The sequence below is a fragment of the Qipengyuania pacifica genome (genome assembly GCF_019857205.1).
Taxonomy (GTDB): Bacteria; Pseudomonadota; Alphaproteobacteria; order Sphingomonadales; family Sphingomonadaceae; genus Qipengyuania; species Qipengyuania pacifica.
The window spans coordinates 394,200-410,648 of the sequence record NZ_JAHWXO010000002.1 but is presented as its reverse complement, the minus strand read 5'-3'; the positions used below and the strand labels follow the sequence as shown (position 1 = coordinate 410,648).

General features: G+C 60.9%; 18 protein-coding genes. 6 read left to right on the top strand and 12 right to left on the bottom strand.

From position 1 onward, the window contains the following. Window positions 1–23 precede the first annotated feature (23 nt). The 5 genes from tgt to KYK83_RS04980 form a co-directional block, all read right to left on the bottom strand. Window positions 24–1,148: a tRNA guanosine(34) transglycosylase Tgt gene (gene tgt / locus KYK83_RS05000; RefSeq protein WP_222827399.1), complete on the bottom strand. Its 1,125-nt coding sequence runs from the start codon at window positions 1,146–1,148 to the stop codon at window positions 24–26. A 9-nt stretch (window positions 1,149–1,157) separates the two neighbouring features. After that, a complete protein-coding gene (locus KYK83_RS04995) occupies window positions 1,158–2,018 on the bottom strand; it encodes a DUF481 domain-containing protein (protein ID WP_248284257.1) in 861 nt (286 codons plus the stop codon). A 155-nt stretch (window positions 2,019–2,173) separates the two neighbouring features. Next, entirely contained in the window at window positions 2,174–2,938 is a 765-nt protein-coding gene (locus tag KYK83_RS04990) for an ABC transporter permease (RefSeq protein WP_103023394.1), read from the bottom strand. After that, the gene (locus KYK83_RS04985; RefSeq protein WP_222827397.1) at window positions 2,935–3,876 is read right to left on the bottom strand and encodes an ABC transporter ATP-binding protein; all 942 of its coding nucleotides are present in this window, start codon (window positions 3,874–3,876) and stop codon (window positions 2,935–2,937) included. Before KYK83_RS04985 ends, KYK83_RS04990 begins: the two co-directional genes overlap by 4 nt. Window positions 3,877–3,882: 6 nt before the next feature. Beyond that, a complete protein-coding gene (locus KYK83_RS04980; protein WP_222827396.1) occupies window positions 3,883–5,313 on the bottom strand; it encodes an 8'-apo-carotenoid 13,14-cleaving dioxygenase in 1,431 nt (476 codons plus the stop codon). A 45-nt stretch (window positions 5,314–5,358) separates the two neighbouring features. On the opposite strand from KYK83_RS04980, the gene KYK83_RS04975 reads away from it, so the two are divergent. Continuing rightward, complete coding sequence (locus tag KYK83_RS04975; RefSeq protein WP_222827395.1) at window positions 5,359–5,955, top strand: TetR/AcrR family transcriptional regulator; 597 nt, start codon at window positions 5,359–5,361, stop codon at window positions 5,953–5,955. Here the strand turns inward: KYK83_RS04975 and queA are convergent. From queA to KYK83_RS04950, 5 genes are all read right to left on the bottom strand, one after another. Then, complete coding sequence (queA, locus tag KYK83_RS04970) at window positions 5,925–6,953, bottom strand: tRNA preQ1(34) S-adenosylmethionine ribosyltransferase-isomerase QueA (RefSeq protein ID WP_222827394.1); 1,029 nt, start codon at window positions 6,951–6,953, stop codon at window positions 5,925–5,927. The two genes, KYK83_RS04975 and queA, sit on opposite strands and share 31 nt — an antisense overlap. 37 nt (window positions 6,954–6,990) lie before the next feature. Next, window positions 6,991–7,740 (bottom strand): peptidylprolyl isomerase, encoded by a 750-nt coding sequence (locus KYK83_RS04965; protein WP_222827393.1) that lies wholly within the window; start codon window positions 7,738–7,740, stop codon window positions 6,991–6,993. An 83-nt stretch (window positions 7,741–7,823) separates the two neighbouring features. Next, window positions 7,824–8,336 carry a pantetheine-phosphate adenylyltransferase gene (coaD, locus tag KYK83_RS04960; RefSeq protein ID WP_103023389.1) on the bottom strand — a complete coding sequence of 171 codons (513 nt, stop codon included), beginning with the start codon at window positions 8,334–8,336 and terminating at the stop codon, window positions 7,824–7,826. Next, window positions 8,333–9,241 (bottom strand): polyprenyl synthetase family protein, encoded by a 909-nt coding sequence (locus tag KYK83_RS04955; RefSeq protein ID WP_248284256.1) that lies wholly within the window; start codon window positions 9,239–9,241, stop codon window positions 8,333–8,335. The genes coaD and KYK83_RS04955 overlap by 4 nt, the downstream gene beginning before the upstream one ends. Beyond that, on the bottom strand, window positions 9,238–9,495 hold the full coding sequence (locus tag KYK83_RS04950; RefSeq protein WP_103023388.1) for an exodeoxyribonuclease VII small subunit: 258 nt from the start codon (window positions 9,493–9,495) through the stop codon (window positions 9,238–9,240). Before KYK83_RS04950 ends, KYK83_RS04955 begins: the two co-directional genes overlap by 4 nt. Window positions 9,496–9,559: 64 nt before the next feature. Between KYK83_RS04950 and KYK83_RS04945 the strand changes: the two genes are divergently transcribed. From KYK83_RS04945 to KYK83_RS04930, 4 genes are read left to right on the top strand one after another with little or no spacing between them, the layout of a single operon-like run. Further along, on the top strand, window positions 9,560–9,955 hold the full coding sequence (locus KYK83_RS04945) for a DUF2177 family protein (RefSeq protein WP_222827392.1): 396 nt from the start codon (window positions 9,560–9,562) through the stop codon (window positions 9,953–9,955). A 4-nt stretch (window positions 9,956–9,959) separates the two neighbouring features. After that, window positions 9,960–10,640 carry a hypothetical protein gene (locus KYK83_RS04940; RefSeq protein WP_222827391.1) on the top strand — a complete coding sequence of 227 codons (681 nt, stop codon included), beginning with the start codon at window positions 9,960–9,962 and terminating at the stop codon, window positions 10,638–10,640. A 10-nt stretch (window positions 10,641–10,650) separates the two neighbouring features. Continuing rightward, entirely contained in the window at window positions 10,651–12,897 is a 2,247-nt protein-coding gene (gene purL / locus KYK83_RS04935) for a phosphoribosylformylglycinamidine synthase subunit PurL (protein ID WP_222827390.1), read from the top strand. After that, window positions 12,882–13,631: a DUF72 domain-containing protein gene (locus tag KYK83_RS04930; RefSeq protein ID WP_222827389.1), complete on the top strand. Its 750-nt coding sequence runs from the start codon at window positions 12,882–12,884 to the stop codon at window positions 13,629–13,631. The genes purL and KYK83_RS04930 overlap by 16 nt, the downstream gene beginning before the upstream one ends. 39 nt (window positions 13,632–13,670) lie before the next feature. On the opposite strand, the gene KYK83_RS04925 is transcribed toward KYK83_RS04930, so the two are convergent. Beyond that, entirely contained in the window at window positions 13,671–14,504 is an 834-nt protein-coding gene (locus KYK83_RS04925; RefSeq protein ID WP_222827388.1) for a Coq4 family protein, read from the bottom strand. Between the two features lie 67 nt (window positions 14,505–14,571). Then, window positions 14,572–15,468: a phosphoserine phosphatase SerB gene (gene serB / locus KYK83_RS04920; RefSeq protein ID WP_346729420.1), complete on the bottom strand. Its 897-nt coding sequence runs from the start codon at window positions 15,466–15,468 to the stop codon at window positions 14,572–14,574. On the opposite strand from serB, the gene miaA reads away from it, so the two are divergent. Then, window positions 15,461–16,405 carry a tRNA (adenosine(37)-N6)-dimethylallyltransferase MiaA gene (gene miaA / locus KYK83_RS04915; protein ID WP_222827387.1) on the top strand — a complete coding sequence of 315 codons (945 nt, stop codon included), beginning with the start codon at window positions 15,461–15,463 and terminating at the stop codon, window positions 16,403–16,405. The two genes, serB and miaA, sit on opposite strands and share 8 nt — an antisense overlap. The last annotated feature ends 44 nt before the right edge of the window (window positions 16,406–16,449 follow it).

Below are 16,449 nucleotides of genomic sequence, written 5' to 3'. Positions count from 1 at the left end.
TTACAAATTAGGCCAGTCCCGCTTCAGCGCAAGTAATCCCGGCGGAAATCCTTGGCAAAGGTAGCAAATCTCCTCTCCCCAATCGCATCGCGCATTGCCTGCATCAACTGCTGGTAGAAAGCGATATTATGCTCGGTCATCAGCATTGCACCGAGAATTTCCTGTGATTTCACGAGGTGGTGGAGATAGGCGCGCGAGTAGGTGTTACACGTGTCGCAAGTGCAGCGATTATCCAAAGGATCGGTATCTTCCGCGAACCGCGCATTGCGAAGGTTCATCGGGCCGTTCCAGGTAAACGCTTGTCCATTGCGTCCGGATCGGCTTGGCAACACGCAGTCGAACATGTCGACACCGCGTTCAACCGCACCCACCAGGTCGTCCGGCTTACCCACGCCCATGAGATAACGAGGGCGATCCTGTGGGAGCTGCGCTGGGGCAAAGTCCAGTGTGGCGAACATGGCCTCCTGCCCCTCGCCCACGGCCAGACCGCCAATGGCATATCCATCGAAGCCGATATCGGCCAGCTTATCCGCACTGATCTTGCGTAGATCTTCGTCGAGCGCGCCTTGCTGAATACCGAACAAGGCAGACCGTTCTGCATGTTCGCCGCCTGCGTTGAAGCCCTCTCGACTCCGCTGCGCCCAACGCATGCTCATTTCCATGCTCGCGGCAATTTCGTCGCGCGGACGGTCGGCGCGGGGGCATTCGTCAAAAGCCATCACGATGTCGCTGCCCAGAAGCCGCTGGATTTCCATGCTGCGTTCCGGCGTCAGCATATGCTTCGACCCATCGATGTGGCTGCGGAATTCCACGCCCTTCTCAGTCAGCTTCCGCAGGTCCGACAGGCTCATAACCTGATAACCGCCGCTGTCTGTAAGGATCGGCCGGTTCCAGTTCGTGAATTTGTGAAGACCGCCGAGCTTTGCCACACGCTCCGCTCCCGGGCGCAGCATCAGGTGGTAAGTATTGCCAAGGATTATGTCCGCGCCCGTCTTGCGCACCGTTTCAGGCTTCATGGCCTTTACGGTTGCCGCGGTGCCGACCGGCATGAAAGCCGGCGTACGGATCTGGCCGCGGTACATGGAAATCGCACCCGTCCGCGCAGCACCATCGACCGCCTCAACGGCAAACGTAAAACGATTGGTCAATGTCAAATCTCAAAAGTCGTAAACGATCGATGCACGGGTTACCGTGTCGGTCGAAACAGCGCCTACTGCAGGGTTGCTGTCATAATCAATCGCATAGCTCATCCTCGCCCGAAGTTTTTCGGTAGCCTTGAAATCGAGGCCGGTGACCAGATTGAGCGTAGTATTGGAACTGTCCACGATGACGACCGCCTGCCCGCCGGTCTCGGCGACAGCATTTGCATCCTGCGTCAGGGTCACCCGGTCGAGAATCCGCCAGTCGAAATCGAGGCCTGCGAGGCCGGCCACGCGGTTTTCGACGCGCCCATCGGTGTAATCGGTAACGCGGTAAGCCGGTCCTGCCTTCAACGACAGGCTGAGACTGTTGCCGTCGATCACCTGATATCCCAATCCCCCGGAAACAGCATACCGGCCGTCGATTCCTTGAAAGGCATCGCGATCATACTGTGCCAGTCCATAAGCAAAGATGCCCTCATCGAATTCCCACCGAGGCTCATAGGACGCGAAGTATTTCTCACGACTGGTGATACCATTCTGGCGTTGATAATCGAAACGCGCTCTCAAGTGATGCGACCAGTCGATGCCCTGTCGCTTGAGATGGAGCGCAGCGGTAATGCCGGTCGTGTCGCTATTCCCTGTAGAATGGAATCCGCCCAATTCACCTTGCCCTGTCCAGCGGTCGAGCAGACCAGCAGTCCGAATGGCCTCTTCCTTCTCCTTCGCGGCCAAAGCGGCTTTTTCGGCTTTAGTTTTTCCCCACGCGCCTTCGATCGCGGCGATTTCCTCCCCATCGTCCGGCCATGTCTTGCGGGCCAAGTCCAGTACGGTCGCAATCTTGGTGTTATCGCCACTAGCCAGTGCTGTGTCGATCATCTGACGGGCAGCTTCGGGGAGCTCGGCATTTGCCGGTGATGCAAATGCGGCTGTGCTAGCCGCAAACGTAAATAAGGCGGTTCTCACAAACATGCCAGAAGCCTAGCGCGGCTCTTCGGCGCTCGCCACCCTTGATCGACAAAGCGCGTTCGTATTCAGGCGCGTAGCCGCCAACCTGTTTTGAAAATGTACGCGATCACCGAAACGCACAGGGCGAGAAAGCCCAAGGTGATACCGAAGCTGACCCAGATATTGACGTCGCTCGTCCCATAGAATGTCCAGCGCAATCCACTGACAAGATAAACGATCGGATTGGCTAGAGCGATAGTGTCCCATGGCTTCGGCAGCATATCGATCGAATAGAACGTGCCTCCCAGAAACGTCAGCGGGGTAAGGAACAGCATCGGGATTATGCCGAGTTTTTCGAAGTTATCGGCCCAAATGCCAAGAATGAACCCAAAGAGACTGAAGGCGGCTGCGACGAGCATGATGTAGAATACCGCCAAGACCGGGTAAGCGATCGAATAATCGACGAACAGTCGGGCAGTAACCAATATGATCGTCGCGAGGATAAGGCTTTTCGTCATCGCCGCCCCTACGAACCCGATAAGCGTTTCGGTCACGCCGACAGGGGCGCTGAGCAATTCGTAAATCGTTCCGGTAAAGCGAGGCATATAAATGCCGAAGCTTGAATTGCTGGTGGTCTCTCCCAGCAGGGTGAGCATCAGCAGTCCCGGGATGATGAATGCGCCATATTGCACCCCATCCAGATCGGGCATACGCCCGCCGATCGCCGCTCCGAACACGATGAAATAGAGCGAGGTCGTGAGAACGGGTGCCAGCACCGACTGGAATGCCGTGCGAAGAAAGCGAACAAGCTCCCGGGTGTATATCGACCAGGTTGAGCGCCAGGAAATCATTGCGGTACCTCGCCTTCGCCAAGCAGGGATACGAAGATATCCTCGAGACTGCTCTCACGGGTGTCGATGCCAACGTAATCGATCCCCGCGCCGATGAGCGCCTTGGTCAATTCGGCGACTTCGGCCTTACCCTTTCCTGTCCCATCGCCCCCTCGGTAGCGGAGCACCGTTCCGCCCGCTTCCAATTCGACCGGGAACCGGCCTATTTCCGGAGGCAGTGTGGCGAGGGGTTGTGCAAGCGTAATATGTGCCTCGGTTCGGCCGAGACGGGCCATCATGGCGTCTTTCTCGTCAACCATGAGCAGCTTGCCGCGATTGATGACACCGACGCGGTCGGCCATCATCTCGGCCTCTTCGATGTAATGCGTGGTCAGGATGATGGTGGTGCCACGCGCGCGCATCTTATCTATGATCGCCCACATGCCCTTGCGCAGTTCCACGTCGACGCCGGCGGTGGGTTCGTCGAGGAACAGGAGGTCGGGTTCGTGTGCGAGAGCCTTGGCGATGAGCACGCGGCGCTTCATTCCGCCCGACAGGGCCATGATCCGCTCGCCCCGCTTTTCCCAGAGGCTGAGGCTGCGCAAGATCTCTTCGATCCGCTGCCTGTCGGGTGCGAGACCGAACAGGCCGCGTGAATAGCTGACGGCATGTTCGACCGGTTCGAACATGTCCGTGCTCAGTTCCTGCGGGACCAGCCCTATGCGGCTGCGCGCCTTGCGCCAGTCGGTTGCCAGATCGTGGCCGAAGGCGTGGATTGTACCCGAACTGGGTCGGACGAGACCGCAGACCGCACCGATAAGCGTGGTCTTGCCCGCGCCGTTGGGCCCGAGCAGCGCGAATATCTCGCCCTTCCGTACGCTGAGATCGACATTGTCGAGCGCCTTCAGCCCGCCGCGGTAGACCTTGGACAGGCCATTGAGTTCGAGAATCGGATCCACAGACCCCTAGTTAGCTGCGATCCAATTCCCGTGGAAGCCCGGCGGGATAAGATGCGGGATGTGTACGGACGCAACTGTCTCGAGGCTGTGGGCATCGAGGATTTCCAGCGCGCTCGTCCCGCGATTTCGATCGATGACATATCCCATGACCCAACCGTCACCTTCGGGCGCGCCAGCATCGCGCGGCACGAACACGAATTCCCCCGGTATGCGGCCGTCGCCGAAGTCGTGCTGGATACGCTCCCCGGTGACGAGGTCGTGGCGATAAAGCGGCATGGGCGCGACGAACTCGAGGTCGCCATCATCCGGCAGCCCCATGCTCCAGAGATAGCGATAGTCGGTGGTGAAGAAACGCTCGTCCGGCCGGGGAAATTCCTGCGGCGACGAGTCCAGGACATCGCGCTGTACCTGCCCGCCCTTGCCATCGACTGTCCAGCGTTCGAGACCGAGAGGCTTGCCATACGGTCCCGGCATGTCCCCATCGAAGATGGTTTCATACGCGCACAGGTCGATTACAACCTGCCCCCTATCGTCTTCGAAGCTGTTGCCGACGTGAAAAGCGTAGCAAGGCTCAACTTCGTGCCACACGATCTGATCGCCCGTGCCGCCGCGCGGCAGGAGACCGACACGGGCCTTGTGAGCGCGGTTCCAGCGGTAGGGAAACCTGTGCCCTGAAATGAGCGCCGGCATCGAGAAGGTGACCGGCAGATCCAGCACGACCACGAAATTCTCCGTCAGCGCGCAGTCGTGGATCGACGGGCCATGGCGGACGGCAATCTCCGTTTCCCGCAAGACCGTTCCATTCCGCGCCAGAACGACGTGGCGGATGGTATCGGCCGACATGCCATCGTAGCAGATTGCGTGGAATTCGCCGGTTGCCGAGCATTCATGGGGATGCGCGGTGAATGATCCCGTCAGACCCCCACCGAAATCCGAGTAAGCGACGCTCTCGAGATCGTCATCGAGCTGGACAGGGAAGCTGCTGGCTTCGACAAGCGCCATGATCTTGTCGCCGATTGCCAGAACATTGGTGTTCACCGTATCCCCGAAGCCGCGACGCGGTCCATCGACTGACTTGGGCCCGCCCTTCCCTTCGAGATCGCGCGATCGGATAAACCGGTTGCGATACCATATAGCGTCGCCGTTCTTCAGGCGCACACCGTGAACCATGCCATCGCCCAGGAACCAGTGATGCCCCTTATCTCCCTTGCCATACGGATTGGGGCCGATCCGAACGTAGCGACCGTCGAGTTCTGTGGGAATGCTGCCCGTGACGTGCAGATCGTCCAGCGTGAATTCTTCACGCAGCGGGGTGTGGACGCCGTTCAGGAACGGGTTGGTCCGGGCATCTGGTAACCTGTTCCGGTTGACACCCGCCAGGGCCTGAATGGCGGGAGTGACAGCTTTACGGATTGTTTTTTCTATGACGCTTGCCATGACCGACTCACATTGGTTAAAGTGAACGGTGTAAACATAGGGTCTATGGTAACAGTGTCAACTTCGAGTGAAGCCTATCATCACGGCAATCTGCGCGAGGCGCTTGTCCTCGAAGGTCTGCGGGCTCTCGAAGGTCCCGACGGAAAGGCGCCTTCGCTGCGCGAATTGTCTCGCAAGGTGGGGGTTTCGCCGACGGCCGTCTACCGGCATTTTCCCGACAAACAGGCTCTGGACCAGGCGCTTGCCCGGGAAGGGTTGAAAATGCTCGGCAGCGAACAGGCCGCCGCCGCCCAAAAGGCCGGCGGAGGTGCTGCCGGTTTTGCCGAAACGGGCCGGGCCTATGTCCGCTTCGCCCTCGCCCACCCCGTACTTTTCAGGCTGATGTTCACGCAGGGCAAACCGGTCGACAAGGAGGAACCCGTAGACGAGGCACGTACCTTGCTGATCGCCAATACGCGGGCGCTCGCCAGCAACTCCGAGCGGGCCGAGACGCTTGCCTTACAGGCGTGGTCAATCGCTCACGGGATCGCCATGCTCATGCTGGACGGTCGAATTCCCGTCGACGACGCGCTTATCGACCGGATGCTCGATACGAAAAGCCTGTTCCCCGATCAGGGCAGCAAGAGCGAGGAATCGCCGTAGCTGTAGAACCGATATTCGTTTTCGATCGCGTACCGATAGGCCGACAGCATCCGTTCGCGTCCCATCAGCGCACTGACGAGCATGACGAGGGTCGATTTTGGAAGATGGAAGTTGGTCATCAATCCATCGACTGCCCGGAACTGGTAACCGGGGGTGATGAAGATGTCGGTATCATCCGAAAATTCGCCGATCATGCCATCGTCCCTGGTTGCGCTTTCCAATAGCCGCAAGCTGGTGGTCCCGACCGCGATCAATCGCCCGCCTGCCTTTCGCGCGGCATTCAGGCGGTCTGCAACGTCGCGGTCCACCCTACCCCATTCGGAATGCATCGCGTGGTCGGCGGTATCATCGGCCTTGACCGGCAGGAACGTGCCTGCCCCGACGTGAAGAGTCAGCGTTTCGCGCCCGATGCCGGCTGCATCCAGAGCGGCAATCAGTTCCGGCGTGAAATGAAGCGCCGCAGTCGGGGCAGCTACCGCGCCATCCTCTGCCGCGAACATGGTCTGGTAATCCAGGCGATCCTGTTCGTCCGTGTCGCGCTTTCCTGCGATATAGGGAGGCAGGGGCATCCGCCCGGCACGTTCGAGCAGGACCTCGACCGGCTCCTCCCCTTCGAAGAACAGCACGAAGCTTCCATCGGCCAGACGCTCTTCAGCCACGGCGGTGACGCCGCCACCAAATTCGGCAACATCGCCCGGCCTGAGCCGCTTGGCATTCCGGACGAAGGCCTGCCAGCGACGAAGGTCGATGCGCTTGTGCAGCGTGGCGCCGATTTTAGCCTCGCCACGCCGACCTTCGAGTTGTGCGGGAATAACGCGCGTATCGTTGAAAACGAGAACATCGCCAGCCCGCAGCATCTGAGGCAGGTCCCGCACGCCGCGATCTTCGAACGGGCCGCTTTCGCGCACGATCAGCATGCGCGCAGCATCACGCGGCCGCGCCGGGCGAAGCGCGATGCGTTCTACCGGCAGTTCGAAATCGAAGAGATCAACTTTCATTGCGCCGCCCCTAGTGCGGGGTCAGCGCAATGAAAAGTCAGTTGCCGATCGGCGCGTTCAGATCGTCGATCGAAATATCCTGCTGCACCTGCGGCGCCGGCATCGCCGGGACCGGCTTGTTGTCGGCTGCGATCGACGCCTGAAGCACGCGGGTGGGATTGGCAGGCGGTTCGCCGCGCTGGATCGCATCCACCGCAGCCATGTTGGAAATGACCCGCCCGAAATTGGTGTAATTGTTGTCGAGGTTCAGGCGCGGATAAAAGACGATGAAGAACTGACTGTTCGCACTGTCTTCACTCGCCGCGCGAGCCATCGAAACCGTGCCGCGCACATGGGGCATGCGGTTGAATTCCTCGGCGATGTCGGGAAGCTGCGAACCACCGGTACCCGTACCGGTCGGATCGCCCGTCTGTGCCATGAATCCATCGATGACGCGGTGGAAGATCACCCCGTCGTAGAAGCCCTGCCGGGTGAGGGTCTTGATACGCTCCACGTGGTGGGGCGCCCAGTCAGGCTTGAGGCGGATGGCAACCCGCTGGCCGTTCGACAGATCCAGCAGAAGAATGTTCTCGAGATCTTCATTGACGTTGAAGTTGACAGGCGAGAATGTCCGCGTGTCCTCAGCTTCGGTCGAAGCCGCAGCGTCCACTGCATCACCGTCAGGAGTCGTAGCTGCAGGGGCAGTCGCTTCACTTTCGGTCGGAGCAGGATCTTCCGCCACCTGTGCGGCTAGAGGCGCGGCACCGATTGTCAGCGCGGCAGCAATGGCTAGCGAAGTCTTGAGCATCGTCATTCCGTAGCAATGTCATGGATTGCCGACCCACTAGCGCGAGGCGTCTGTCCGTTCAATGAATAGGTGGAAATCATCCGTCAGCCGCCGCGCGGCCCCATCTTCTGGACCCGCGCTTCCACATCGGCCCGTACCGCAGGGGTGACGAACTTTTCGATCGGGCCGCCGTAAAAGGCGATTTCCTTCACCAGCCTGCTGGCAATCGGCTGCAGTTCGACATCGGCCATGAGAAAGACCGTTTCGATCCGGTCGTTGAGCTGGCGGTTCATGCCGGTGAGCTGATATTCGTATTCGAAGTCCGTCACCCCGCGAATTCCGCGAACGACAATCCCTGCATTCATCTGTTCGGCAAAGTCCATCAACAGCGAGTTGAACCCGACCACGCGAATGGTGTCGCAGGCGATTTCGGCAACTTCGCGTTCGACCATGGCGATACGCTCGTCGTCGTCGAACATGGGCGATTTAGCGATATTGGTCGTCACCCCGATGATCAGTTCGTCGACCAGCTTGGCGCCCCGTTCGATGATGTCCATGTGCCCCAGCGTGATGGGGTCGAATGTTCCGGGATAAATGCCGATACGTTTGGCCATCAATGATCTCTTTTCACGACGAAGTCGGCGAGTTCGACAAGAAGCCGGGCGTCTTCGCCGTAGCTTGAGAGGTGCCGACCCGCCTGTTCGACCAGCATCGTCGCCTGCGCGCGGGCCTGTTCAACACCCATCAGCGTCACGAAGGTCTGCTTGCCCTGCTCTTCATCCTTGCGCAGCGCCTTGCCGGCTTTCGCTTCGTCACCTTCCACGTCCAGCAGATCGTCCGCGATCTGGAAGGCGAGGCCGATATCGCGGGCATAGGCACGAAGATGCGCGCGCCCTTCGGGCGGCACACGGCCGAGCACTGCGCCCATTTCGACGCTGGCTGCAAGCAATGCCCCCGTCTTGAGTTGTTGCAGCCTGGTGATCTGGCGAAGATCGTAATTCTCTTCCTGAGAGACGATATCCATCATTTGCCCACCAGCCATGCCATCGTGGCCGCTGGCCCGGGCCAGGGTGGCGACGAGTTCCGAGCGGACGAACGGATCCGCACTGGTGTCGAGCTGCGTCAGGATGTCGAAGGCCAGCGCGTGCAGGCAATCGCCTGCAAGGACTGCCGTTGCATCGTCGAACGCCTTGTGCACCGAAGGTTTTCCGTGCCGCATGGCATCGTCGTCCATGCAGGGAAGATCGTCATGGATAAGCGAATAGGCGTGGATCGCCTCCACCGCGCACCCTGCGTTGATTGCAGCATTGCGGTTTACGCCGAAGAGTTCCGAAGTCGCGACTAGCAGCAGGGGTCGCATGCGCTTGCCCGCGCCGATCGCGGCATAGCGCATCGCTTCGACCAGACGGGCCCGGCTATCGTCGGGAACGGGAAGAAACGCATCGAAGGCGCTGTCTATGTCGCTCTGTACCCGCTCGAACGCCTCGCCCAGACGAGGAGGCATGGTCGTCATCACACTCATGCACCGCCATCCGCATCGAAAGGCTCGGTCCCGGTAGGCTTCCCATCGGCTCCGGCGACGATCTTTTCGATCCGCGCCTGCGCCGAATCGAGTCGCGACTGGCACGCCTTGCGCAATTGCTCGCCGCGTTCGTACAGGTCGATGCTCTCGTCGAGCGGCACGTCACCGCTCTCGAGCCGTCGCACGACGCTTTCGAGCTCGCGTAGAGCCTGCTCGAAATTCAAATCCGAAATCTGTAACTGTTCCTCTGCCATCGGCGGGAAGCATTGACGGCCCACCTGCGCGCGGTCAAGTAAGGCGAAAAGAGGGGGAGCGAATATGACGTGGATTGTCGCCGCCGTCACAGCTGCTTTGGTTTTCGGGATCCTCGACGCGGCGTGGCTGGGTTGGGCCGGCCCCAACTTCTACCGCCCCCAGCTTGGCGGTCTGCTGGCGGAAACCTTCCGCATGGTCCCCGCGCTGCTTTTCTACTGTGCCTATATCTGCGCGATCGTGTGGTTTGCCGTCCGTCCGGGATTGGCAGGCGGCACAGGGGCAGCTGCCCTCAACGGCGCACTGCTCGGCGCGATCTGTTATGCAACCTACGACCTGACGAACCAGGCGACCATGCGCAACTGGTCGACAATCGTCACATTGGTCGACATCTGCTGGGGCGCATTTGCGACTGCCGTGGCGGCCGGTGCGGCTACTTTCGCCGCCGACAGGTTCGGCTGAGCCGATGTTCATCGGTCACTTCGCCCCCGCCTTCCTCGCTCGCGGCATAACGGAAGAAGCGCCCAAGCTGGGCACGCTGTTCATCGCAGCGCAGCTGGTCGACTGGGCGTTCTTCACCTTCGCGATCGTCGGGATCGAGAAACTGCGGATCGTGCCCGGAATGACAGCGATGAACCCGCTCGATCTCTATCACATGCCGTACACCCACAGCCTTTCCGGCACTGCGGCATGGGCGTTGGGCTTCGCAATCGTGATCTGGCTCGTCTCGCGAAACGCCATCGCCGCGACATGGGGAGCCATCGTGGTATTGAGCCACTGGCTGCTCGATCTGCTCGCGCACGGGCCGGATCTTACCCTTGCGGGCGGGGAAGAGAAATTCGGGCTGGGGCTGTGGAATTCGCCCTGGATCGAGATGCCGCTGGAGATCGGGATAACGCTGGCCGCCTTCTGCTTTTATATCAGGCGCACGAAAGGCCCAGTGGTCCCGCCGCTCATTTTGCTGGGGACGATGCTGGTATTCCAGGCGATCAATTGGTTCGGCCCGCAGCCGCAGGAAGCAGGCACAGGGATATATGTGACCGCCCTGCTATCCTTCGGCATTCTGACCACCCTCGCCTTCTGGGTGCAGTCGACAAGATGGCATAAAAGTCTCGTGGGACTGGCAGTGTCGGGCGTGCGGCGCTAAGCGCGCGCGCATGGCAAATGTCGAATCCGCGATCACCCCCGAAGTCGTCGAACAGCACGGCCTCAGCTCCGAAGAATACGAACGCGTTCTGAACGCCCTGGGCCGGGAGCCCAATCTCGTGGAACTGGGCATCTTCTCGGTCATGTGGTCGGAACATTGTTCCTACAAGAGCAGCCGGCTGCATCTGAAGAAGCTGCCGACCGAGGCTCCTTGGGTTATCTGCGGCCCGGGCGAAAATGCCGGCGTGATCGATATCGGCGACGGGCAGGCCGCCATCTTCAAGATGGAAAGCCACAACCACCCCAGTTACATCGAACCCTATCAGGGCGCGGCGACCGGTGTCGGCGGCATATTGCGCGACGTGTTCACCATGGGCGCTCGCCCGGTGGCGAATGCCAACGCATTGCGCTTCGGGCGTCCCGATCACCCCAAGATGAAGCACCTCGTGAAGGGCGTGGTTTCGGGGATCGGCGGGTACGGCAATTGCGTCGGTGTTCCGACCGTTGCCGGCGAAACCAACTTCCACCCGGCCTATGACGGCAATATCCTCGTCAATGCGATGACGGTGGGCGTCGCCGATGCGGACAAGATTTTCTACAGCGCAGCGACCGGCGTGGGCAATCCGATCGTCTATGTCGGCTCCAAGACCGGGCGTGACGGCATTCACGGCGCGACCATGGCTTCCGCCGATTTCGAAGAGGACGCGGAGGCCAAGCGCCCGACCGTGCAGGTCGGCGATCCCTTCACCGAGAAGCTGCTGATCGAAGCCTGCCTGGAGCTGATGGCCACCGACGCCATCGTTGCCATTCAGGACATGGGCGCCGCGGGTCTGACCTCGTCCAGCGTGGAGATGGCGACCAATGGAAAGGCCGGCATCCGGCTCGACATGGACATGGTTCCTTGCCGCGAAGAGGGCATGACGCCCTATGAGATGATGCTGAGCGAAAGCCAGGAGCGCATGCTCATGGTGCTGAAGCCCGGCAAGGAAGAAATGGCTGCGGCCATCTTCAAGAAGTGGGAACTGGATTTCGCCGTCATCGGGGAAGTGACCGATACACGGCACATGGTGCTCGAATTCGGCGGCGAAGTCGTATGCGATATCCCGCTTGGCCCCCTCGCCGCGGATGCGCCGGAATACGACCGTCCCTATATCTCGAAGGACGAATACACGGATTGGGCCGGCATCAAGCCGATGACCGAGCGGCCCGACACCGACGATGTCGGGGGCGATCTGATCAAGCTGCTCGCATCGCCCAACCTCTCGTCGCGCCGGTGGATTTCCGAACAGTACGACAGCCAGGTTGGCGCGGACACGCTGCAGACCGGCGGCGATGCGGGCGTGGTGCGGGTCCACGGCACGAAAAAGGCGCTGGCCATCAGCACCGACTGCACGCCGCGCTATGTCTTCGCCGATCCCTATGAAGGCGGTAAACAGGCGATTGCGGAAGCCTATCGCAACCTCTGCGCGGTCGGGGCACGTCCATTGGCGGTGACGAACTGCCTCAACTTCGGCAACCCGCAGCGCCCGGAAATCATGAGCCAGTTCGTCCATGCCCTCGAAGGTATGGGCCGCGCCTGCCGCGTACTCGATTTCCCGATCGTGTCCGGCAACGTCAGCCTGTATAACGAAAGCAAGGCGACCGGTGGCGGTAGCGCCATCCTGCCCACGCCCGCTATCGGTGGGGTCGGCCTGATCGACGACTACGACAAGATGATGACCATGCCCTTCAAGGCCGAAGGCGAAGCCATCTATCTCATCCGCGCAGAACATTGGGCAACGCCCGATCCGGAGCGTTCGCATCTGGGCAAGTCGCTCTGGCTCAGCGAAATCCACCGACGCGACGAAGGGCGCACACCGCCGACCGACCTCACGGTCGAGAAGAACGCCGGCAAGATCATCCTCCAGCTGATCGCAGATGGCCTCGTCAGCGCGGTGCACGATATTTCCGACGGCGGCCTTGCCGTCGCTCTGGCGGAAATGGCCATGGCTGGCGGGATCGGTGCCGACGTCGAATGGCACCGCGATTATACGCAGGCGCAGTGGTGGTTCGGCGAAGATCAGGGCCGCTACATCGTTACCGTGCCGGATACGCAGGCGCTGAATGAAGCGCTCGCCAAGGGAACGGAGAACGAGGACACGGCGTCGATCGGGTTCAGGCGGATCGGGAAGACGGGCGGCGATACGCTGTTTGGCAAGACGATCGCCGAACTGAAGGCGGCCCATACCTCGTTCTTTACAGAGTGGATGGAAGGCTGACGGTCCGCATCGGCATAGGGGGCTGGACGTACGAGCCCTGGCGCGGCGTCTTCTATCCCGACGGGCTGGTCCAGCGGCGGGAGTTGGAATACGCCGCGCAGCATCTTACTGCGATCGAGATAAATGCCACCTTCTATGGCCGGCAGAAGCCGGCCAGCTGGCGCAAATGGGGCGAGGCCGTACCGGAAGGTTTCCAGTTCACCGTCAAGGCCTCCCGCTATTCGACTGCGCGCAAGGTTCTGGCAGAAGGCGCTGATTCGATTGAGAAGTTTCTCAATCAGGGGTTTACCGAACTGGGCGACAAGCTGGGACCGATCCTGTGGCAATTCGCGCCGACCAAGCATTTCGAGCGAGACGATTTCGCCCGGTTTCTGGACCTAATTCCCGATAGCCAAGATGGCGTTGCGCTGCGTCATGCCCTTGAAATTCGGCATGAAAGTTTCGCAGATCCAACATTCTTCGAGCTTGCGCGCACGCGGAACATGGCGGTGGTTTTTGCCGATAGCGATGAATATCCTTGCATCGACGAGGCGACGGCGGATTTTTCCTATGCCCGGCTGCAACGCACTGAAGAATCAGTGGAAACCGGTTATGATGACAAGGCTCTGGACGCGTGGGCCGACAAGGCGCGCGGGTGGTCCAAGGGCGGGCGCGATGCCTATGTGTTCTTCATCGCCGGCGCGAAAGTGCGCAATCCGACAGCGGCACGCATGCTGATCAAACGTATGATCTGAGGGCCGAACAACCGCCCATACAGAGTGATGGCCTGCCGATCAGGCAGAAACGAGCTCCGGTTCCTGTTTCTGGGCGAGCAGATCGTAGGGATCGATGCCTTCTTCGCGCCAGATGCGGTGGCATTCGCGATACCAATGCGGTTCCGGGATGCGGAGTTCGGCCCTTGCCTGCTCGAGATTCTTGACCAGCAGTTCCCGGATCGAACGTTCGACAAGCGGCGGGCAGGCCTTGCCGGTGCGATGAGCCTGGCGAACGGCCTTCATTACCGGCGCCCGGCTCTTCACGAGTTTCTTGAGATGCAACGAGCCTGCATAGCCCAGCAGAAGATGGCCCTGGCTCGGGCTCTGGCCGTGGGTGAACAGCAGCACGCATTGCTCGCCGAGCGCATCGCGGCCGTAGCCGGTCAGAACGTGCATGAGATCGTGGGTGTCGCGCTGGCGGAAACCGAACCACTGGACCAGATCGTCATAGACCGGCCGCCCCGCCTTTTCGAATTCCGCGACGAGACCGGCGGCCGAGAGACCTTCGCTTTCCATGAAATCGCAATAGGCACGCGCGACCGAACCGGCCGGAGTTTTACGCAGGGCATCGTGATCGTCGAGGATGGGAGGCAGAAACGGTTCGCTGCGCCGTAGAGCATCGCCATGCGGGCTGAGCGTCAGCGCGCGCACACGCGGGACAAACTGCCTGGAAGGCAGCGCATCGTAAATCCTGAAGACTTCCGCCGTGTTCTCCTTGTCCTTCAGCAGCTCGCGAAAATGCCGCACTGCTGCCAGCGGGCGATAGCGGGACCGAGGGCGAGTCGGATGGCGCAAGGGCGTGCCGTCAAAGGCAGTTTCCAGATCGATTGCGGCGGGAGACGTTCCGGTCATGCCGCCGGTTATAGCCGATCGGTCCTTAAAAGAAACTAGCCCCTTTGCTGGGGAAGGCGCGTACCGGCTAGCCGGCAGCGAAATCCTCCACCCACTCGCTTTCCGGAATACCGAACAGCCGGAGTATAGCGGTGAGGTGTACACTGTTGATCCGTCCATTGGCCGCATCGCGGGCCCTGGGCTTGGCGCGATAGGCGATGCCGTAATCCGCAGCCTCGATCATGGGAATGTCGTTGGCGCCATCGCCCGTAGCCAGAACCCGCGCGCCTTCGCCCAATTGTGCGCGTTCTTCTTCCAGCGTTGCGAGTTTGGTCGACGCATCGCTGACGGGCCCTGCAAGCAGACCGGTCAGCTTGCCCCCCGCGACACCGAGACGATTGCCCACGACCCGTTCGAAACCGAGATCTTCGGCGATGGGATCGGCGAAATGATGGAAGCCGCCGGTGACCAGAACGGTGCGGCACCCCTTGCTGCGTAGCGTGGCGACCAGCGTGCGCGCGCCATCGACCGGCCGGATGCGTTCGGTCAGACAGCGGTGGATCGCGCTTTCTTCCAGCCCTCCGAGCAAGCCGACGCGTTCCTTGAGAGCGCTGCCGAAATCGAGTTCGCCCTGCATCGCCCGTTCGGTGATCGCGGCCACCTTGTCCTTCAGCCCGGCGAAGTCTGCGAGTTCATCGATACATTCCTGCCCGATCATGGTGGAATCCATGTCGGATACGAAGAGGCGTGGCACTTCGATTTCGTGATCGGAGATGAGCAGATCGCAATCGCCGAAATATTCGGTCAGGATTTCCGCCAGCTGCCTGCCGTCGCCATGCGGGAGCGAAAGCTGGAGCACGTCGCTGCAGAAATCGAGCATGCCCGCCATGGCCACCGGCATATCCGCCGCTGCGCAGGCTTTCATTGCCGCGTCGAGGCGTGTTTCCACGCCGTCCATGTCTGCTATCAGCCGGGCAATGAGCACCAATATTTCTCCCGATTTGAAACCGGTCGCGCTCATCGCAGGGCCGACCGCCAGCGGCAAGAGCGATCTCGCGGTGAAGCTGGCACAGCGCCTTGGCCGCGAGGGACGCCATGGCGTCATAATCAATGCCGACAGCCAGCAGGTCTATCGCGACCTGCACATTCTGTCGGCGCGACCGAACGACGACGAGATGGGCGGGATCGAACATCGGCTGTTCGGAACATGGGACGGTGCTGAGCCCTGCTCTGCCGCCAACTGGGCCGATGCCGCCAAAACCGCGATAGAGGACGCGCACGCCGCCGGCAGCGTGCCGATCCTGTGCGGCGGGACCGGGCTGTACATGCGCACATTGCTGGATGGCATATCCCCGATCCCCGCGATCGATCCGCATGTGCGAGAGGCGGTGCGCGAACTTTCGACCGAGGACCTGCGCGCCCGCCTGGTCGAGGAGGACCCGGAGGCCGCCGGACGTCTTGGCCCGCGCGACAGCCAGCGGATGGCCCGCGCGCTGGAGGTGGTGCGATCCACCGGCCATCCGATGATCTACTGGCAGGACCGCCAGTCTGGAGGGATCGCCAACGACATCGCGCTTCACCCATTGGTGTTGCTGCCGGAGCGCGAATGGCTGAATGCCCGCTGCGACCTGCGGTTCGAACGCATGCTCGACAAGGGGGCGCTGGCGGAAGTGGAGGCACTGCTGGCGCGCGATCTCGACCCTGCCCTGCCCGTCATGCGGGCCATCGGCGTTCCGGAGATCAAGGCATTGCTTGAAGGAGATCTATCGCGCGCTGAAGCTATCGCCGCTGGCCAGCTTGCCACGCGCCAGTATGCCAAGCGCCAATATACATGGTTCCGCAATCAGCTGCCCCAGTCGTGGCCGAGGGCGGATAACAAAACTATCGCCGACCACGATTTTTTTGTTTCTTTATTTCAATAAGGCGGTTGACCGTGAAATACGGCCCGCCTATCTGAGGCGTTGTC